The organism is Erysipelothrix enhydrae, assembly GCF_035066605.1.
GTDB lineage: Bacteria > Bacillota_I > Bacilli_A > Erysipelotrichales > Erysipelotrichaceae > Erysipelothrix > Erysipelothrix amsterdamensis.
Window position 1 is genome coordinate 364,677 of sequence record NZ_CP125807.1, and the last position, 21,056, is coordinate 385,732.

Annotated in this window: 17 protein-coding genes and 1 tRNA gene; 9 read left to right on the forward strand and 9 right to left on the reverse strand. The window is 36.6% G+C overall.

Features of this window, described 5'->3' with window-relative positions; all coding sequences use genetic code 11:
- Positions 1 to 26: 26 nt before the first annotated feature.
- Positions 27 to 854 carry a MerR family transcriptional regulator gene (locus tag LLS04_RS01900; RefSeq protein ID WP_323611624.1) on the forward strand — a complete coding sequence of 276 codons (828 nt, stop codon included), beginning with the start codon at positions 27 to 29 and terminating at the stop codon, positions 852 to 854.
- 301 nt (positions 855 to 1,155) lie between these two features.
- Here LLS04_RS01900 and LLS04_RS01905 read toward each other — a convergent pair whose 3' ends face one another.
- From LLS04_RS01905 to LLS04_RS01915, 3 genes are read right to left on the reverse strand one after another with little or no spacing between them, the layout of a single operon-like run.
- The gene (locus LLS04_RS01905; RefSeq protein WP_323611626.1) at positions 1,156 to 1,656 is read right to left on the reverse strand and encodes a GNAT family N-acetyltransferase; all 501 of its coding nucleotides are present in this window, start codon (positions 1,654 to 1,656) and stop codon (positions 1,156 to 1,158) included.
- A gap of 15 nt (positions 1,657 to 1,671) precedes the next feature.
- Positions 1,672 to 3,219 (reverse strand): YfcC family protein, encoded by a 1,548-nt coding sequence (locus LLS04_RS01910; protein WP_323611627.1) that lies wholly within the window; start codon positions 3,217 to 3,219, stop codon positions 1,672 to 1,674.
- A 28-nt stretch (positions 3,220 to 3,247) separates the two neighbouring features.
- Positions 3,248 to 4,579, reverse strand: a complete 1,332-nt coding sequence (locus tag LLS04_RS01915) for a Sapep family Mn(2+)-dependent dipeptidase (protein WP_323611628.1) — start codon at positions 4,577 to 4,579, stop codon at positions 3,248 to 3,250.
- Between the two features lie 169 nt (positions 4,580 to 4,748).
- Between LLS04_RS01915 and LLS04_RS01920 the strand changes: the two genes are divergently transcribed.
- Both LLS04_RS01920 and LLS04_RS01925 read left to right on the forward strand, forming a co-directional pair.
- Positions 4,749 to 5,162 carry an NUDIX hydrolase gene (locus tag LLS04_RS01920; RefSeq protein WP_323611629.1) on the forward strand — a complete coding sequence of 138 codons (414 nt, stop codon included), beginning with the start codon at positions 4,749 to 4,751 and terminating at the stop codon, positions 5,160 to 5,162.
- A 62-nt stretch (positions 5,163 to 5,224) separates the two neighbouring features.
- Positions 5,225 to 5,386: an amino acid permease gene (locus LLS04_RS01925; RefSeq protein ID WP_323611630.1), complete on the forward strand. Its 162-nt coding sequence runs from the start codon at positions 5,225 to 5,227 to the stop codon at positions 5,384 to 5,386.
- Between the two features lie 32 nt (positions 5,387 to 5,418).
- On the opposite strand, the gene LLS04_RS01930 is transcribed toward LLS04_RS01925, so the two are convergent.
- Complete coding sequence (locus LLS04_RS01930) at positions 5,419 to 5,982, reverse strand: DNA-3-methyladenine glycosylase I (RefSeq protein ID WP_323611631.1); 564 nt, start codon at positions 5,980 to 5,982, stop codon at positions 5,419 to 5,421.
- A gap of 224 nt (positions 5,983 to 6,206) precedes the next feature.
- On the opposite strand from LLS04_RS01930, the gene LLS04_RS01935 reads away from it, so the two are divergent.
- Complete coding sequence (locus LLS04_RS01935) at positions 6,207 to 7,109, forward strand: LysR family transcriptional regulator (protein WP_323611633.1); 903 nt, start codon at positions 6,207 to 6,209, stop codon at positions 7,107 to 7,109.
- Positions 7,110 to 7,137: 28 nt separating this feature from the next.
- Here LLS04_RS01935 and mltG read toward each other — a convergent pair whose 3' ends face one another.
- Positions 7,138 to 8,217 carry an endolytic transglycosylase MltG gene (mltG, locus tag LLS04_RS01940; RefSeq protein WP_323611635.1) on the reverse strand — a complete coding sequence of 360 codons (1,080 nt, stop codon included), beginning with the start codon at positions 8,215 to 8,217 and terminating at the stop codon, positions 7,138 to 7,140.
- Positions 8,218 to 8,247: 30 nt separating this feature from the next.
- A complete protein-coding gene (locus tag LLS04_RS01945) occupies positions 8,248 to 8,469 on the reverse strand; it encodes a sulfurtransferase TusA family protein (RefSeq protein WP_125164046.1) in 222 nt (73 codons plus the stop codon).
- Positions 8,470 to 8,945: 476 nt separating this feature from the next.
- Here LLS04_RS01945 and LLS04_RS01950 point away from each other — a divergent pair, with 476 nt between their 5' ends.
- Together LLS04_RS01950 and LLS04_RS01955 are read left to right on the forward strand one after the other, a co-directional pair.
- Positions 8,946 to 9,374 carry a YhcH/YjgK/YiaL family protein gene (locus tag LLS04_RS01950; protein ID WP_323611636.1) on the forward strand — a complete coding sequence of 143 codons (429 nt, stop codon included), beginning with the start codon at positions 8,946 to 8,948 and terminating at the stop codon, positions 9,372 to 9,374.
- A 73-nt stretch (positions 9,375 to 9,447) separates the two neighbouring features.
- Entirely contained in the window at positions 9,448 to 10,458 is a 1,011-nt protein-coding gene (locus LLS04_RS01955; RefSeq protein ID WP_323611637.1) for an acyltransferase family protein, read from the forward strand.
- 41 nt (positions 10,459 to 10,499) lie between these two features.
- Here the strand turns inward: LLS04_RS01955 and LLS04_RS01960 are convergent.
- The 3 genes from LLS04_RS01960 to LLS04_RS01970 all read right to left on the reverse strand — a co-directional run bounded on the left by LLS04_RS01960 (position 10,500) and on the right by LLS04_RS01970 (position 17,912).
- Positions 10,500 to 10,576: transfer RNA gene (locus LLS04_RS01960), tRNA-Arg, on the reverse strand.
- Positions 10,577 to 10,752: 176 nt separating this feature from the next.
- Positions 10,753 to 11,190, reverse strand: a complete 438-nt coding sequence (locus LLS04_RS01965) for a GNAT family N-acetyltransferase (protein WP_323611639.1) — start codon at positions 11,188 to 11,190, stop codon at positions 10,753 to 10,755.
- Positions 11,191 to 11,309: 119 nt separating this feature from the next.
- Positions 11,310 to 17,912: an SdrD B-like domain-containing protein gene (locus LLS04_RS01970; protein WP_323611640.1), complete on the reverse strand. Its 6,603-nt coding sequence runs from the start codon at positions 17,910 to 17,912 to the stop codon at positions 11,310 to 11,312.
- A gap of 412 nt (positions 17,913 to 18,324) precedes the next feature.
- On the opposite strand from LLS04_RS01970, the gene LLS04_RS01975 reads away from it, so the two are divergent.
- Genes LLS04_RS01975 through LLS04_RS01985 form a run of 3 tightly spaced genes read left to right on the forward strand, consistent with a single transcriptional unit; the run spans position 18,325 to position 21,056 of the window.
- Positions 18,325 to 19,005 carry a response regulator transcription factor gene (locus LLS04_RS01975; RefSeq protein ID WP_275142707.1) on the forward strand — a complete coding sequence of 227 codons (681 nt, stop codon included), beginning with the start codon at positions 18,325 to 18,327 and terminating at the stop codon, positions 19,003 to 19,005.
- On the forward strand, positions 18,992 to 20,368 hold the full coding sequence (locus tag LLS04_RS01980; RefSeq protein WP_323611641.1) for a sensor histidine kinase: 1,377 nt from the start codon (positions 18,992 to 18,994) through the stop codon (positions 20,366 to 20,368). The genes LLS04_RS01975 and LLS04_RS01980 overlap by 14 nt, the downstream gene beginning before the upstream one ends.
- The gene (locus LLS04_RS01985; protein WP_323611643.1) at positions 20,361 to 21,056 is read left to right on the forward strand and encodes a hypothetical protein; all 696 of its coding nucleotides are present in this window, start codon (positions 20,361 to 20,363) and stop codon (positions 21,054 to 21,056) included. The genes LLS04_RS01980 and LLS04_RS01985 overlap by 8 nt, the downstream gene beginning before the upstream one ends.

Sequence of the window (21,056 nt, forward strand, 5' to 3'; positions counted from 1 at the left end):
CCTTATAGTCAAGGAGAAAACGCATAATGAGCATAAAAAAGGATAAACTTACTACCGGGCAATTCGCAAAAATATGCCATGTACCGAAACATGTTTTATTTTACTACGATGAAATCGATTTATTTAAACCGGAATTCACCGATCAAAATGGCTACCGATACTATGCCTATCATCAGTATTATGCTTTTATTGTCATCACATTCCTTAAAGATTTAGGAATGCCACTCACAGATATCAAAGAATATCTGGATGTTCGTTCCCCCGAGAACCTTACTCATATTCTATCACAAAGAAACCAAAAAATTGATGAACAGATCCAGAGATTAAAACTAAGCCAAAGTTTCATAAAACATACACTGGATTTGATGGATTTAGCCGCACATTCAAGCGCTAATGTATGCGAAGTCAAAGTACTTGAGCCGGAATCACTTATTATCAGTAGACAGACGGTTAGTTCGGATCCGCATAGTTTTCTTAAGGCATACGTTAATTTTTGTATTGATAATGGCATCACCTTTACGAATTACGTAGGGTCTATTACGTCTAAACAAGCAATTCTTGAAAAACGATATCGAGAATTGGATTACTTGTATGCAATTTCACTCGGAGATTTGGATCATGTAGAACTCTATGAAAAGCCTGGTGGAACCTATCTTACCTACTATCATCATGGATCGTATGATACCTTATCCGTTGGGTATGATGCGATGATCACATATGCTGATAAACATAACTTTAATCTCGATGAAGCTTTCTTTGAGAAACTCCTAATTAATGAGATTACGGTTAAAACTGAAGAAGAGTTTATTATCGAACTTTCCGTACGTATTCTTGAAGATTACAGTGTAGAATAAGAAGTACAAAAGGGGGGGATTTCAATGCATCACGAATCTATATTTGATCTCTATCGAGATTATAAGCTTCACATCGCTTTATGTTTCATAATCTTTGTAATTACCTTTATCGTGCATTTTGTTATACCATTTGGAATTTACTACGATTTTATAAGCAAGACGATTTTTGCTTCTTGGTCCATTCCACCATTATTCTTCTTGTGTTTTTTATCAATTTTAATTTTGAATATTCGAGTATATCTTACATTCTCGAAAAATAATCGAAGTTACTAAAAAAAGACGCTATTCCTAGCGTCTTTTCTTATTTTAACTCTGATTTTAATAAACCATAGCAAAGCACATCGTGATACTTACCATTGCGATAAAGCATTTCACGCATTCTTCCTTCTTCAACAAACCCCATTTTTTCATAGAGCGCGATAGCGCGTTTATTGAAATCAAACACATGAAGATAAAGACGATTAAGATTAAGCCCTTCAAAGCCCCACTCAATCAGTTGAGCCATGATCAGTTTCCCATAGCCTTTCCCCCAATAGTCTTTGTCTCCAATCACAATCGCAAGTTCTGCATGACGATTACGTTGATCAAGATTCATAAATGCGCAGGTTCCAATCGGTTTGTCACCATCACAAATTACATAAGTCATCCCATCAACCATAATTTGACTCCATGTTTCAACTTCTTCAAATGACATCGGTCTTAGAAATTGAGACTGGTCAAAAATTGCGACCTCCGGATCATTACGCCATCTGTAATAAGCAGGAATATGTTCTGCTGTAAACTTTTTAAAATTTAGGTTCATTGTATTTTCCTCGTTCTATTTTACAAATCCAACTGCGGAGGCAACGGATATAATAACCGCAGCGACAATTAATAAGACTGATAAAATGCGAAGTGTGAATTTAAGATATTTATCATAAGGAACATTCACAAACTCAAGTGTTCCCATCAGCGTTGCACTTGGATAAATCGCAGCCATAAAGGTAATTCCGGCCACAAAGGCACTAATTAAAATAATTTGACCACCCGATTCACCAATTGCACTTGCCGCAAAGACTGCAGAAGCTACGGCTCCAAGGATTGGCATTGAAATCCCAGCAACACCACTTGTGGATTGAAGGAATACACCAATAAGAACATATGATGCAATCGCAAATAAACCAAACACCCATGTTGGTACTGCACTTAATGCTCCTGAAATCCAATAGATAAAGGTAATTGACATTCCTTCGCTTGAACTTCCCATGATAATTGCAATCCCACGTGCAATCGCAAGCACAACCACAACACCAAATAAATCTTTCATTCCATCGATAAATACATCTAAGAATTCTGTCTCAGACATTTTATTAATAAATTTAAGTAAGAATGCACCCAATACAAAGAGGAATGCAAACTCATTAAAGCCCCATGTTCCAAGTCTTGAAACATGACCTGCTCCCAGAATTGATCCCAATACCGGAACTTTCGCAAGAGCTGTAAATGGACTATTCACTGCATTCGCAACACCAACACCCGCAATTTCTTCCCAAGGGAAGTATCCGAGAATGATGACAACTACGATTAGAATCAATACCAATGCTGACCATTTACGTTGTGTCGTGAACTCAGGTAGCGATTCATTTTTATCCACAAGTGTATTCACACCTTCACAATCAGCCAATACTGATTTTTCAGGATTCTTTTTAACACGTGATGCATAACGAATCATCAACATCGTCCCAACAACATAAAGGGCTAAAAAGATAATTGAACGTAATACAATTCCTGATCCAATTGTAAGATCTGGATTTCCAATTGCCGCAACAGCAGCCCCAGTTGAAAATGGATTCACAAGACTGGACATATTACCAATTGTTGCCCCAATAAAGAGAACACCCAAACCGGTCATTACATCATATCCTGCAAGGACAAACATTGGCACAATAACAACTGAGAACGCTGTAATTTCTTCCCAGAAACCAAATGAAGTTCCTAATACAGCAAAAATAAACATCATCACTGCAATTAAGACATTTCCTTCAAAACGCTCTAGAATACGACCAATACCTGCATCCAAAGCGCCAACATGATTTAACACATTTAAGAAACCACCGGCACATAAGATCCCAATAGCAACATCACTTGCTGCTTGAAATCCTTGAATCGGAGCCATTAAGACATCCCAAAATCCAAACGGTCTTAAACCCACACCACGGATAATCTCACCGTGTTCACCAAATGCCGCGTTAAATACAATACTTCCCGCTTCTTTATCAAAAACGGATTGAGGTACAACATAACTCAATATCGCTGTGATAACCAAAGCAAAAAACACGATTGTATAAGACGTAGGCATTTTAAAACGTTTTTTTGTTTCACTCATACTTTTATTTTCCCCTACTAAGTTCTATTTATTTAATAACAAGATTTAAGAATGCTTGTGCATAAACCGCCATCGCAACTTTCATATCTTTAATACTAATGCATTCGTTTGGTTGATGTTCTGTCTTCAACCCACCTGGTAAAATGGCACCAAATGCTACGACATTATCCATAGCTCGCGCATAGGTTGCACCACCACTTGTCTTTGGTTCAGATTCCATATCACCTGTAACACTTTGATATGCACCCATGAGACTTTGAATAAAATCAGAATCTTTTTCCACATAAATGGATTTTAGATAGTCAAACAATTCCACGACAACAGAATGTGCGTGTGCTGCTTTCTTAAGATTTGTTTCGACTTCTTCTTTTGGATACGTAACAGGGAAACGAATATCAATTCCAATTTCTTGGATGTTTTCTTTAAAACTTACTTTCCCAACATTAAGCATTAATTTTCCGGATACATCATCATAAACATCACCAAAGATGAGTTTACCATTTGGATCTAAGCATTTTTCCACAATAAAATCGATCATTTCACTGCGTTTTCCCGCTGTATACAATGCATGAGCTAAATGCGTAATTGCATTTTCACCTTGATCGGCAACTTGGGCATGCATCGCTTTACCCGTAACAGTAATTACATCATCCTTAATTTCATAAGGATAACCCAATTCATCCAAGGCTTTCACTACTTCTGCATCAAATGACGTTGATGCTTCAGCAGGTACTGCATTCAATGCACCCCCACCATTAAATTGAATGTCGGTAATTTGATGTGTTGTGAGTGTAAACTCAATCAAACCTTTTTCCGCATAAATCAAAGGGAATGATGAATCAGGTGTAAATCCTTGTGATGGAAGTTCTTCCTTCGCAACATAAGCATTCATACAACGCCACAAGGATTCTTCATCCGTACCAAAAATAAAGCGTACACGTTGGTTTAAAGACTTCCCTTCATCCAACAACATTTTCAATGCATACATAGCGGCTAAAGTTGGTCCCTTATCATCAGAAGTCCCACGTCCAAATAACATACCGTCTTTCTCAACCAATTCAAAAGGATTCGTATTCCATGATGCAAGATTTCCAGCAGGAACAACGTCCATGTGTCCCAACACACCAAACATTTCCTCACCTTCACCAATTTCCGCATAACCGTAATAGCCTTCTGGGTCGATAAATGTATTAAAGCCCATTTCCTTCGCAATCGCTAACACTTCTTCAAGTGCTTTTTGGATTTCTTGTCCAAATGGTTTTTGACCTTCTTCGTCAAGAACACTTGCGATGGATACAAGGCGTTCCAAATCACGTTTATAATCTTCAAAAACTGATTCTACTTTTGTATTTAAGTCCATAGATCCTCCTCATTCATTTCAAGTAAGCTTGAAACGTTCTCTTATTATTATACCAAAGAGTGCATGGATAAAGTACCCCTCTCACCGTTTACCCTTGACCGAACTCGTGATATTCACTCACAAACAATTTAAGATGCGGTATACTTGAAGTAATAACAAGGAGATAGTGATGATACAAAGTGAACCCCGTGTTGGCGTAGGTGCCATGATTATGCAAGAAGGAGAAGTCTTGCTTGTTCTACGAAAAAAAAGTCCAGAAAAAGATCACTGGAGCTTACCTGGTGGAAAAGTTGAACTCTATGAAACCTTGGAAGATGCGGTAAAACGCGAAATTAAAGAAGAACTCAATCTAGAGATCCAATTGGATCAGCTTTTGTGTGCGACCAATCATATTTTGATTGAAGAAGCCGTACACTTTGTTGCACCAACATATCTTGCACACATTACCGATGGCAATCCATGTTTAATGGAACCCGACGCATTGGGTGGTATGGGTTGGTTTCCCCTTGATGAATTACCAGAAAATCTAACCGTAACGACCGTGAATGCCCTGAACGCATATCTTAAATTCACTAAAAAATGAACGAGTGGATAACGTTTTCATAAACCTATGCTTTATAATATATCTATTATGGGAGGGGAACGATGTTAGAAGTATTATTTGAAGTTGTTATCGGATGTATTGCGATTTTCTACGTCGATGCGAAAGAATGGAGCGATACAAAAAAGCAAGTGGTAGCGATGCTTATCTACTGGATTTTAATTGCCTTTATGATTGCTTCCTTAATTTTCTTTTTTGGAGCCTAAAAAGACCCACGATTACGTGGATCTTTTTTTCCCTATTCATGTATTTTAAGAAAACAGTCTTCTAAATGATCATCTACCATGCCCACAGCTTGCATGAGAGCATAAATTGTCGTTGGACCGACAAACTTAAATCCCAGTTTCTTTAAATCTTTACTGATTTGAATTGATAGTGGTGTGGATGCAGGAACTTCTGACATATTATTGTAATGATTGATGATTGGTTTGTAGTCAACATAATGCCATAAAAACTTTGCCAAACTATCATGTTCATCAGTGAGTTTATAATACGCGTGTGCATTGGATATGACTGCCTGAATTTTAAGACGGTGACGGATAATATTCGGATTTAAAACAAGACGTTCTACATCCTCTTCAGTAAAACGGATAAGTCGTGCCGGTTCGAAATTCACAAAGGCTTCGCGCATCCCATCACGTTTCGCAATAATCGTGGTCCAACTTAAACCACTTTGCATACCTTCTAAAATCAACATTTCAAATAAATAGCGATCATCTTCAGACTTACGACCCCATTCTGTATCGTGATACATCATTTCTAAGGGATTACGATTCGCCCACTCGCAGCGTTGTTTTTCCATAAAGACTCCTTTTTCTTTTATTATACCGAAGTTAGCTCAAAAGTGTGTTTATTTGATATTAAGATTGGGAATATTTGTTAGAAAACAACACATTTCACAAGGTTTATATCTTTTCTGATAAAACACTTAAAAATCTGTTTATGCCATAACAATTACTTATTGGTTGATAAACCAAATCAAGAGCCTTGTGATATAATTATCTAAATTACACAAGGAGAATCCTCATGAATATTAGTTTTTATCGGGCATTTGTAGATGTCGCAAAATATAAAAGCATCACACGTGCTGCGGAACTTGCGAATATCTCTCAACCCGCATTGAGTCAACAAATCAAAGCAATGGAAACCCACCTTGACTGTACGCTTTTTGAACGGACCCACAAAGGGGTGGCGCTCACGGATGAAGGCGAAGTCGTTTTAAAATATGCAACACGATTGATTTCATGTCACGATAAAATGATCAAAGAAGTTGAAAACCTTAAACATGATAAAAATCATCGCATTAATATCATGGCAACACCAATTGTATATGCTTATGCCCTTCCTTGCACCATCCACAGCATCAAAGAAAATTTTGAATCCTATGATTTAGAAATGAAAGCCGCGTCCAGTATTGAAATTGAAAATCAAATTGTAGAAGGAAAGGCAGACATCGGTTTTATCATCGGAACGCCCCTTGATGAATCCCTTTATTGTCGTCCTTTAATTCAAGATCCATACTACCTAGTCGCAAGTACGGATTTAGATGTTCCAGATACCTTAACGGTTGAAGAACTTTATGAATATCAAGTATTGATGTTGAAGAAGTCCCAGAAGTGCCGTCGGTTACTCAGCCAACAACTTGAGAAATGTCATGTTGATGAATCAAGATTACGCATCCCTTATGAATTGGATACAACTGAATCCATTAAAACATCAACCGTGCGTGGATTCGGCCTGGCATTCTTGCCCTACATGTCTATTAAAAAAGAAGTTTATAATAAACAACTTAAAATTATTAAACTTGAAGGATTTGAGTTTATGTCAGAGTACCATCTCATCCGTAAAAATATTACAGACGAAAATATGGAAGAACACTTGGAAATTATGCGTTATATTGAAGATCAAGTTGATGCGACGAAATGTTAAAAAAGAGCAGATTAATTACTGCTCTTTTTTAACGATATGGATCGACGTATGTTTCCACATTATACTCATGTTCTGATAACGTTTCCGCAAAATAAACATCATGATGTTTCATATCACCCACAAAATAATAATACTGGTGTCTTTCCGGATCCATTGCAGCTAAGAGGGCATTTTGAGATGGATTCATAACCGGACCAATAGGAAGTCCCAAATGTTGATATGTATTAAATTTAGAATCAATATCTGTATTCGATTCACATTGTTGCCACGTTTCATATTCATACAATGCATAACAGACGGTAACACTGGATTGTAAGGGCATTTCCGATTGGAGTCGATTATAAAATACACCGGAGACCCGTTTCATATCATCAAAATTTTCGGTTTCAAAATTAATAATTGAAGCCAGTGTATAGATTTCATGGATCTTGAGTTTTTGAGATTCAAATAAAGATTTGTGTTCTTGGTAGAACGCAAGGGTTTGGTCTAAAAGTCTTCGTGTAACCGCATCAACGGTTGTTTGGGTAAAGAAACGATAGGTTTCAGGGGTAAGATACCCTTCCAAACCAACATTTAACGATGGGTTTAACACAGCTTCAGTTAAAAACGGATAGTCCGTGCTTAAGGATTTTAAGTACACTGGATCACTCCAAGCCGATAAAATATCATCTACTTTGAGGTTGGTAATGCTACCAATTTTCAATGCAAAATCTTTAGCCCAATCATTAGGAAGAAATGTGATATCAACTTCGCGTCCAACTTTGTTTTCCGGATTGGTTAATTGGCTTGCAAGTTCCTCATAGGTTGATGAACGATCTAAAAAATAATTTCCTGGCTTAATGTTTTTCGTTGTGGATCGTTGGATTGCTTTATTGAAGAATTTTTTTGAACGGACTATCCCTTGCCCTTCAAGACGCTCAGCAATGGTATCTAGGGTATCATCAGATGTAACCAGAAACACAATCACATCCGATTCAGACGTCGCTGGCTTTCGCAACGTATCGTGACTCATTTTGATGCGAGCTCCACCCCTTACAAATACAATAAAAAGCAGCATCATTAATGCTGCGAGATAAACATAACGTTGTTTCTTCTCTAAATCTTTCATAGAACCCCTCAAGATTTTGATTGCACTTCGTTATTGTTTTGCGGTAATGGTAATTTCCCAAACACCAGGTATTACCTCATCAGGGCTGTAACGAAACCCTTGCGCATCACAATAAACACCAACGGCAGATAAAGTACAATGATGATCTGTAACCAATAAAACAGACTCTCCAGAACATAAGGCATCATATTCTTTTTGGAGTAAAAGCATTGGGTAAGGACAAATTTCGCCTAAACAATCAATCCGTTTCATATCATCATCTCCTTTTTTGTTTATAGTACAAACAGTTCGCTAACTTGTCAACGTAAAACGAAGAATTAGACAAATATACAGGTTGATTCATTCAAATAATGCGAAAAAAGCACTGCGTTGTCCGACACAGTGCTCTTTGGATGATTCAATCAATTGCAAAGAATGGATAAACTCTGCATTGGGAATGATTGAATAGAGGTTGAACATAAAGAGCATCAATACACGACATAAATCAACCGCCGATTTATATGCAAGGGGATGTGCTTGATGGTAACGTTTTATGCTCACTATTATTATTTGAGAAGGTGTTTTAAATCTATTATGTTGAATTAAACTTCCTTCCCTATCAATATTTTACTTAAATACTTCCGTGTTCAAAGCGATATGTCATGAAATACATAGTTTATGGCACTAATGCACAAAATTAAATAACAAGATTGAAATCTTGTGTATGATGGTGTCAAGGAGGATTGAATATGATCTACGACCGTATCAGTAATGCACATTTATACCTTGGTTTAAGCTCAGAACTGGATGAGGTATTGAAGGATATACAAACATCGCTTTCTGAGCCCTCATCAACTTTAATTAAAAACTTCATTAATTTTGAGACCGGGCTTGAAGAAGAAAAGTCTTATGAATTACATCGTGTTTATTTTGATGTACATGTCATTTTAGAAGGTACCGAATATTTTAAAATGACACACAAAGATCAACTCGTTCATCAAACTGACTATGATGAAGCAGGTGATATTTTGTTTGGAGATTGCCTAACACATTGTACGGAAGGTTCTCTACCACCCAAGAGTTTTGTTGTTTTCTTTGAACATGAAGCACATAAGGTGGGTTATGACCTCGTAGGTAATAATCCCATTTCTAAGGTTGTCTATAAGGTTCGTGTTTAACTGCTTCGGCAGTTTTTCTATTTCATAGACTTGCGGTATGAATCTTGTTATTATAGAGGAAATCGGAGGCTTTATGACTACACTTAAACAACGATACCTTTGGATCGATAATTTCAAGGGAATACTTATAATGCTGGTCGTATTCGGACATGGATTCGAATTTTTACGTCATGATTTTCAAAGTCTTCAGTTCATCTATAATTTGATTTATATGATTCATATGCCTGCTTTTGTCTTTATTGCTGGGTATCTTTCTAAGAATATCGAAAAAGGACGTAATGACGCATTCCGCAATTTTTTTATTCCATTCTTTATCTTTAATACATTATGGGCTTCGTTGAAGATGATGCCACTTGGAATGCAAACTTCAGATGCACTTCCAATTTTTAGTTTTCTAACACCTGGATGGGCGATGTGGTTTCTTCTAGCTATGTTTATTTGGAAGCTACTCTTACCCTCATTGTTGCAAGTTAAGGATATCTTCGCTCTCAGCTTGTTTATTGGCGTAATAGGAGGACTTTTTACGGAGTTTGGTGACTATCTAACCTTATCCCGTGTTCTTGTCTTCTTGCCCTATTTCCTGGCAGGATATTTCACCTCACACCAAACAGTTGAGGAGATACAGTCACAACCGAAACGGTATCCATTCCTTGTTATCGCATTACTCATGACTGCAGCCTACCTCTTCACCTTCGTACTCAACTTGCCTGCTGAATTTTTATGGGGAGATCGGTCTTATCATGAACTCTTTTCCACAATGGGATACCCTATTATCTTGTCATTAATTCGCTATGGTCTTGGATTTATGGGTATTTATGTTTTATTAAACCTAGTCCCTGACCGTAAGACACCCTTTAAACGCTTTGGGAAGAACTCTTTAAATATCTATATGTTTCATACTTATCTACTCGTACTAATGGCTCCAATTACATTTAACCTTGATAATCTCTATCTAAGACTTCTTCTTGTTTTAAGTTGGTGTGGTGTAATTCTTTATACACTCTCAAACAAACGTATTGTATCTTATTATGATCGATTCTTATTCTATATTTATCGTCGTCTCTTTAGACCTCAGGACCAATAAAAAAAAGAACACCTACGAAAGTAGGTGTTTTATTTTTTATTTGGCGCGCCCGACAGAAGTCGAATCCATAACCTCTTGAGCCGTAATCAAGTGCTCTATCCAGTTGAGCTACGGGCGCATTGTGTTTCAACATAATCCCTGTTGATGTTTCCTATTATACGCTAGGTTTTAGGAATATGCAATGCTCAAATATGAAAAATACCAAATTAGCAAATATACAAATTATCAGTATGCAAATATCGTGATTTTCATGGGTCAAATAGCAAGAAAGTGCTAAATCATATTCTTGTATTGCTAAGCACAATATTCCATATCAATGTGTTCAATTCCGTCTTCAACAACGATCGGTCCAATCGCTCTAAACCCTCTTTTCTCATAAAAGTTTTTAAGGGATGCGATCGCATGAATCTGTATCGGTTTATCTTTGAGGGTTGTCTTGATGGTATCAATTAGCGTTTGAACGAGAACTGATCCTAGTGCTTGATTACGCAGTTTAGGCAAGATTAAAACACGTCCAAAGGTATTGAAGTCACCCGCGTCATAAACACGCCCATAACCGACTAAAACACCTGCATCATCACGAACAAATACATGCAACGCTGATAAATCAAAATCATCAATCTCTTGATATGCACATTTTTGTTCTACCACAAAAATATCAATACGTAAGCGATACATCTCAAACAACTCTTCTTTCGTCAAATCTTGAAACCATTTCTTTTCTATTTTCATAGTCTCCCTCCTTATATCTTAATCTTACACGACCAACGTGAAATTTAGATTAAATCCATCAATCCATTCCTAAAAAAACACCCTTAATTAAGGGTGTTTTAAAATTACGTTAAATCATTTTATTGATCTTCGTTTTTTTTCTTTTTATTCATAAGCATTAAGACAAATCCTAGAACAACAAGACCACTTGCAATAAGTACTGGTGTACTGTCTACTGCAATACCTGTTGAAGGAAGAGATGAAGTATTTGAATCTGTGTTGGTTCCATTTCCTGAACCATTTTGAGACCCATTCGATGAACCGTTGTTTGAACCATTATTTGATCCATTATTCGATCCATTTCCATTACTGCTGTCATCTGAAATACTTAAGTTAACGCGTTTGCTCATGGTTTTCATCAATCCAAATGTCATCGCATCTGTAACGGATGTTTCTTCATCAATAAAGTTAGCATCAATTGCATAGGTTAACTCAATATCATATTTACCTGGTGTAAGCTTCTCAACATCAATTGATTTGTAATCAACTTCAGCTAGTTCTGCTTCTTCACCAGTATCAATATTAATCAGTTTTCCTTCAGCACGTTTAATAATTTCTTTTTCAAGCGTACCGTTTGCTTTAAATGTCTTAAATTCTGTCATCGTCATGTTTAAATCATGACCCACAACTTCATAACGTGCGGATACACGACCTAATACCGTGACCTGAACACCATTAGCTTCAAATACAAAGTTATGGAATCCAGCGGTTTGTGGTAGTTCACCGACAAGTTTGATATCTTGAACATCAACTGCATCTCCCGCTGCATCAAATGCTGTAACACCTGCTGCGATACGTACGGAATCTTTAGTCATATTCTTCATTTTAATTTCAAAGTTGTTTGCGTAAATTGCACCTTCTCCAGGAACCACAGTACCGTTGTTGTAGAGGGTTGCCTCTACACTCAGTGTAGATGTTTTTCCGGAGTCATTTGTTGCTTCGAAAGTAACTGTGTGGTTACCTAATGACTGTGGAATGTCTGTAAGAACTTTAATATCAGTAATTGGTGTGATTTGCATTGGATTGGATACATCAAATGCTTCAACCCCTGAATTCGCAATCAATGCATCCATTGATACATCATCAAGCAACATTGAGAAATCATGTGCATTCATCGCAATCTTATTAACATTATCAATTACATCAAAGACATGGGCAACTACAGTAATGCTTGTACCCTTCACAGTTGTAAATGTGATGTTATGTTCACCAATTGAGGTTGGTAATTCAGAAACCGTGATTGTATCAAGATCCAACGGAAGTGATGGATTGACACTAATGTCATACGCTTCTAAACCGGATAATTGTTTTACATTAATTTCATTCACATAAGAGAGTTGAATTACGAAGTCATCGGCATTCATTGCTTCTTTATTTTCAATATTTACAGAACTGTAAACATGTGCCGTAACTTCTTTTGAAGTACCTTGTGCTGTTTCAAATTTCACGGTGTAATCACCAGTTCCAGTGATTGCATGTGTAACCTTGGTAATCTCGATTTCTTTCGGTGTACCATTTGCGACAGAGAATGCTTTCGCTTTCGCATACTTAACAAGGTTCTCGTCGTTTACATCTTCAAACTGAATATCAAAATCATTCGCATTAATTGCTTCTTTTGTGATTGGATCAATTTCATCAAAGATATGTGCAACAACATCATATGAAGTTCCAGCATCTGTAGTAAATGTCACCGTATAATCGCCAACTTGATTAATGTCTGTTACGCTAACACCTTCTTGAGATAGTGTATAACCCGTAATTGCGACAGTTTGTTCTGGATTGGTTGCATAGCTAAATGCAACGGCATCAGTAGCAAGTTTTAATTGCGTTAAACCTGCAGTCTTAGCGTCTTCCAGTTTCATACTGAAGTCATGAGCATTCATTGACTCATTTGTATTCGGATCAAACTTATCAACAACAATTACAGTAATGGTTTCAACATTTGAACCCAATCCTGCTTTATCTGTAACTTGGATTTGGAATTGGTAACGACCAATCGCATTCCCTTTCACAGATCCAAAATCAATCGTTGTTTCTTCAACACCGGTCATATCTCCATTATCAGTAAAACTTGGATTAATTGCTTGTTTAAGATCCGCATAGGTTAAACCATCGGTCTTTTCAATAATTACAAGATTTTTCCCAACCATTAAGACTGGAGCTGTTGTATCCTTAACTGTAACTTTAACGGTTACAGTTTTCGCATTACCAACACCATCTGTTGCGGTAATTGTAACATTCATACCAATTGCATTTGGTGTGTTTTGGTCTAGGACGATTGTGTCAAAGTCCGAAGTCACTGTAACGATACCACTGTTATCTGTTGCACTCACATTCACAAGTCCTAAGAACGCACTTTCATTAAGATTGGCATCTTCTGAATTCAAGACTAAACTTGAATCAGCTGTAAGAACTGGTTTCACATCATCGACTAAGGTTACAGACACAGGGAATACTTGTGTATTGTTTGAAGCATCTATAGCTTTAATTGTAACAGTAACACTACCTGGTTTTGATTGAACTGCTTGTGTTAATTTTGTATCAAAATCAGATGTTGTTGTTACGGTTCCTAGTGAGTTATCTGTAACACTATATTTAATAAGTGTTACGAATTCAGCTTCTGTTAATGGTTTAGAGTTGTTGATGCTTAACGCATTCAATGTCTCAGAACCGATAGTTGGAGCTGTTGTATCAACTGTTGTGAATTGAATTGTTTGTTTTACTTCATTACCATCACTATCTTTTACGGTATACTCTACATTTTGAACTGCTCCGAGTACCGATGTATCGAGCGTTGCTGGTGTGATCACAACATTTGAAGGATCAATTGAACCATCTTCTTTATCGGTTACACTTGTAATGAAATCACTAAGTTTCACAGTTGTATTCATTTCCGCATCTGCTACAAGTTTTTTAAGTGTTAACACTGGAGGTGTATTACTTGTAACGGTAATTTGAATGGTATCACTTGCGGTATTACCATAAATATCCGTAACCGTTACGGTGATATCTGCAGTCCCTTCGGATTGTCCAGTTACACGTCCTGTAGACGATACAATCGCAACACTTGCTTTACTTGAAGTAAAGGTCATTGATTCTTTAATAGAACTAAAGAAATCAGGTGTGATTGTAGTTCCTAAATCAATTTCCTTTTTCGTTTTAACAGTTTCTGATGTTTTATCAAATTTAACGGTTAATGCAGTAAGATCATAGTCAATAACACCGACTGTAATTTGTCCGGATTGTGTTGATGTTGGATCAATAGACGATACAAGACCGGTGTTTGGTCCTTTCACATCAACATCTGAATCTTTAGCACCATCAGTACCTTGACCTTTGATTGTAAACATTTGTTTGCTTCCTAAAACGCCATTGAAGTTCACTTGGTAATCGCCATTTCCTAGATCACCAAAAGCATACGTTCCGTCTGCATTGGTATTCATGGATTTCGCGGAAACATACGCACCGTTCGTATCTTTTTTCAAGAGTTCTACAGGTTTGTTTCCAAGACCCACTTCTGAACCATCCATAATACCGTTCTTATTTGCATCAAGGAACACAAGACCTTTAATCTCCCCAATTTCTAAGTTAGCACCGACACGTGATCCTGAAGACCATCCGACAGTACCCGCATTAAATGAATAGAAAGGCATAAAGTCATTAATCTTACCTAATTTTCCGATTGCAGTTGCAGGTGTTTCATCCACAACATAATCCATAACAAGAACGGCACGTTCACCACTTTCAACTGACCCACTTGTATTTTCAAGACGAATCATTGTTGTATTTGGATTAAATGATGTTCCATAGGCAGCACCTAAATAGTTAGCTTCGGTGCTTGCATCGGTAGAATAAGTAAGTTTATAACTTGAACCTTTTTCCGTTGAAATGTTTTTACCATCTTTATCGAAAATCTCAATTTTAGGTTCAGCATTTAATTTCATGTTCCATGCAAACGGTGTTGATTGGAAATTTTTTCCAAAATCATTACCATCCTTAGGAACCGGAATGTATACAGAGAATCCGTTGATTGAAACATTTTTATTGTTTAATAAGTCTACCGTGTATGTTGCTTCTGTACCCGGTGTAAATGAAACGGCTGTCTCTGGTTTCGTGATGTCAAATGAAGGACGACGAATATCACCTTTAGGTTGAATATAGGTATCAATAATCAATTCTTCACGAGGAATAATAGTTAATTGTGTAGCTTTCGCTGGCATAATACGTTCTGTCACATCGCTATTGTTATTGATATCGTTGGTATCCGCTACAGATCCAGGTTGTCCTGAGACATTTGAGACAGTCCAGTTTTTATCTAGTTTCCAGTATCCAGTTTGATTTAACTCATAAATACCACCAGATTTAATATTGGTGTTTAAGTTAAAACGAACGTAAGGTAACACTGGTAAATAACTATCCTTATAGTTTGCACCGTATACACCCTTAAATTGTACTCTTAGCGCACGTTGCCCTGTAGCGTTAATCGTGTAAATTTCTGAAGTGTAGTCTGAGCTTCCAAGCGTCTTATTTGATGCCCACATTTTTAGGGTGCTCATATCAATTTGTGTATTTTCCGGAATAATAAAGAAGAATTCTGGATCAATCATACCAAATGAGTTGGCATTGCTATCATAGTAATATTGCTCAGCGAGGTTAAATTGCATCGTTGTTGTATCTCCCGCATTCACAACTTTACCATCATTATTAGGAAGCATACGAACATGTGGATTCGCAATACGACTTACTAATTGGGTTTCTGATACTACTGACTCAAGATCTTCGGTTCCATCTGCGAGGCGTGCAAAAACCTTAACGTTAACACTTCCTGATGTAGCACCATCTTTAAGACGACCGATTATATTTCCATATTTACTGTTTGAAAGATAATCCGCGGATCGATACGCTTTAGGAATATCATTCATTTCAAATAAAACACGTGTGAAGTACTCATCTGCTTGTAGACCCAAGACTGTTTGGTTTACACCTGTCACCCCTGGAGAGTTCAAGCCGACAATTTGACTTTTGGTTGCTTCACGAAGCGATGTATTTTTATTGGTAGCATAGAATACCTTTTTAACGTTTTTAACGCCACCTGGAGCGAGTGCTCCCTTAACTTCTAAATTTGCATCAAAATCTAATTGAATAATTTGGTTTGTTTTAACTATAGTATTATCGTTAGAAATCGAATATCGAACAAGACTGTTACTATAGTCTGCATGTTGATTTACAAATGGTGTTTTATCTGTTCTCAGTGTTAGCTTATTTGGCACTGTCGCAGGATCAATAATACTTAATGAAGCTTTAGGGACATCTTTATCCGTAACTTTAATTACAGTTCCATCATATGTTTTTAATTCGAAATATGATTGTTCCGATGCATCGTAAGAACCTTCTGCTAAATGACCGTGTTTTAGAGGAACCGTAAATAATTGTGTAGTTGAACTCATTAAATTATCTGATGATAAAACAATTTTTCCATTTGAATCATCTTTTGATACCAGTGTTTGAGTGAGTTTTGAGTCGTCTATAGTAGTTCCAATTGGATAAAACATAGTTGTCGTAATATTTTTTACCGAAAAACGGGTTTGATTAAAACGACCTTGACGACTTACACGAGGATTCCCCATAATCAATGTCTCTGTATCACCTTTTGATACTGTAGCATGAAAGTTAGAAATCGGTGCACGTAAAAAGTAAGAAACCTTCTCTACTGTTGTATGAGAAAATGATTTCATATCTGCGAGCTCGCCATTTTTAAATGCTTCTACTTTAATCGCATCTGTAAATGTTTTTGGTCCATAGTATAGTTTTTCATCAACTTTGACGGTAATCATTCGTTCCAACTCCACAATTTGAGTTGTATCGCTGACTTTATAAACAATTTGTCCATTGAATGAATCATAGTATGTTGGTTCTAATTTTTGTGATTCGGTGATAACACCATCAACAAGCGTTCCATTCATTGAATATTCTGGTGTATCACTTGCAGGTAATCCCTTTACAGGATAAGAAACAACTTCCATACCTTCTGGAATGTTGATTCGAATTTCTTTACCTGTTGAATTGTTATCCTTGAAATCAACCTTAACATTAATTTGATGTTGTTCTCCTGCTTTCCATTCCACAGAAGGATTATAATCCACAACTTCTAATGTAACATCTGCATCTCCCAATGCATCTACAGAAACTTCTGGAGCCTTAACATCTTCTACTTCGGCTACGGGAACATCGGAAATTGCTTCTTCTTTAGCATCCATAATCTCGTTAACATTTACATTAAATGTAAGTTTTTCTTCGCGGTTAATCGCTTCAGCATCTGCTTCAGCGGATTTCACTTCTTTTGAATACGTCAACTCAAATTCATAGTCATCATTTTCTGAAATTTTAATTTCATACTCATCCTCTGAATCGTTGCGTAGAGAGAGTTCCTCTTTCTCCACATCATCGTTTTTTGTATTTTTTGATAAGTGTGAGATCTCCTTAGGAGTATCCTTCATCTTATCTTCAAGTTTAATATTTAAATCTACTGTAAGATTCGTTGGGTTTAGTTTTTTATCAACAACAACTTTATAGTCATCATTCCCAAGATCTGCTTCAATCGCAAATGTTGGTGCTATTACAAATGATGACATCATTAGAACTGCTGATAAAAATGCTACTAAATTTTTCTTATATCCCGCCATATCTTATCCTCCTTTTTACACACCGTAGTGCGCTTATGTATGCATCTTAAAAGAAATACGTTTCTTTGAGGCATATATGTCATAAACAAAAGCATATTTGTCATGAATAAAAACGGGTTTATGTAGATAGTTAAGATGAATAACCCTGAACACAAATCATCAAAAAAGCCGTAATATGCATTTATCAGACGTTTTATCCTATATGGAAGAAGATTTATTTGTGTACACTTGTCTCGTTAATCTACACAAATCTTTTTTTTATTTCTATTTATATTCTTTATTTTTAGTTCACATTTCCCTTCAAGAATACATAATTTTAATTTTTATTACATGTATGGGTGTTTCGAGAACATTCACATCTACACATTCTTCAATAAAGTTAGAATAAAAGCAGAAAAATGAGGTGACATTTATGAAAAAAATATTATTTGTAGAAGATGACGTTGAATACTCTAATTTTATTACGGAACATCTTTTAAAAGTACCCTACGAAGTTGATTGTGTTTATAGTGGGATCGATGCAATGGAACATTTAGCGCTCAATCAATACGATCTACTCCTTACCGATCTTGAGTTGGATGTGATTGATGGACTCCGTTTGGTAGACTCTGCACGAAAAATGGCACCGGGAACCCGTTCCATTATTCTTACGGGAAAACCCAGCAATCATACAGAACTTGAATCCCTAAAACTTCATGCTGATCTCTATATCGAAAAGTCAAAAAGCTTAAAGGTTATTTTGCACTATATCGCAAATATTTTAGAACGTGAAAGTGTACCCATTACCCATATTAAGTTTTTATCTTCTAGTGTTGAGAACATTATGATGGATCTGAGAAATCGTACTGTCTATAAAGAAAATGTATCTTACAAGCTTACCCCGACCGAATTCAATTTACTTGAATATTTCCTTAATCACAAAAATACATTGGTTCTACGTGAAGATTTACTACGTGCTGTATGGGCTGAAGAACCTACAGCCGATAACATCCGTAAAGTTGATGTTCATCTTAAAAATTTACGAACAAAAATGGGCATCTATTCCATTGTATCGATAAGAGGGGCTGGTTATAAGTGGAATGAAGGCTCATAAACGAAGTACATGGGTAGGGATTGTATTAACGCTAGCCTATGCCATACTTATAGTTTTATACATTCTTAATCTCGTTAGCTTTCCTAAACGCTATCAAGAGGAAGAAAAAAATACCGTTCAGAAGATGGAACAACGAATCACTGAATCTGTTAATGAATTCGCACTAACAAAACAATCGAATTTTGATGAACTTGTGGAGAACTATCCCCTCGACTTACTTGTCTTTGAGGATGATCGTGTCGTTTATCATTCTTCAGATGTTTTGACTGAGCAGAACTTTTTTGGGGCTGTTTCTTCTAAGGCCGTGCTTTATGAATCAAAAGGTTCGATGGATGCATATGATTCCAGTTATCGTTTTTTGGTACGGATGTATAACTTTCCAGATGATGCCTACCTAATACCATTTCTTACGAAACAGGTTTCTGTTCTTGGAGCTTCATTTGTTGTGATGACAATCGGTTATTTTTTCATTATGTATTCACTCTTTAAACCCTTGCATTACGCTAAAAAATCCCTTACATCGCTTCAAAACTATGATTTTGAAGCAATACAGCCGCGAGATGATGTCTTTAATCAGACGCTTTCAAATGTCTCAACACAAATACATCATGCGATGACAGCAGCATCCCATCGATATACTGATTTTGAAAAAGATTTAGAGATTGGTCGTCAACGATTAAACAATACACTGCTCGTATCGAAATCTTTTGTACATGATCTTAAAACACCCATCCATCAACAGATTATGATGAATGAACTGATTATTGATGGGGTGGACGATACAAACAATACCCTTGATGTGGCCTACATGAACATCAAGCAAAGTCAAAAAATTATGGAACGAATTAATGAGGTTCTTACTGTCCTCAACCAGAACAATATGACTTTGGAGCATAACCTCTCTCAATTTGATCTAGTATCACTTACTTACGATACCTTGCGTTATTTTGGTCAAAACTTCTCAAAACGCAATCTCATGATTGACTTGGACTCACCGGATACCTTAATGATTGAATCCAATAAGGTTATATTCCAACTTCTAATTCACAATTTAATGTCGAATATTGGAAATTATGCAACCGATGATACGACCGTTTCGATCGGACTTCGGGTAGATGGTCCTTCTGTAATCATGACTTATCATAATCAAACATTACTTCAAAATATTGAACACATGAAAAAATCTGAGTTTCTATTTAATGTCTTAACGGATGCATCGCATCAATACAGTAGTGGTAACGGACTTTTCTTAATTAAAGATCTCAGTTACCTTGCTGGCGGAACCTATGTCCTAAGTACGGAAGACGAATCCGTTTTAATTACGATTACCCTTCCGCTTCATGGAGGCGTTCATCATGCGTAAAGTTATCGCTGTCTTTGGATGCTTCATGGTCTTCTTGATGCAATTAACACCCATCTTAGCACAGGTTGAAAGTATTGATATTGAAGACATCGATGCTCCTGGTACTTATTGGGTGCGTCTTCAGTATCATGATTTTGAAGGCAATCCTTATTGGAAAGTCGTCGAGATGACCATTACAGAAGATGACTTAAACCAAGACACTGAAACGTTAAAACGCCTCGATCCCGCAATCAACAATCCCGAAACCGAAGGGATTGAGGCTCAAGATTTAAAAATTCCTCGTGGAAGTTTAGAACGGCTTACAGACTCACGTTTAATCGAACTCGCTAAAGCTCACGCTTGGATTGAAGAAACAGGAATTCAAGTTCCAATTACTACAGTAATTAAAGAGTATGGCAATACGTCTGAAACTGTCTTGTTTAAAACAGAACGTGGTACCGAAAAACGAGTTCATGTTATTCCCAAATCTTTAAATAACGTTACGTGGACTTCCTCGCCTTCCGATATCAGTTCAAATAATCTTGATGAAGGATTTCAGTCAGTTATGTTTACACACATTAAAACAACGCTCTTATTGCTTCTATTAGTGCCACTAATCGTAATCTCATTTATGTATTTGTATACTAAAAAGCAAATTAAAGAAGTTGATGTTCTTCTCTATAAAAAAGATCAGAGTTCCAAGTTCTGA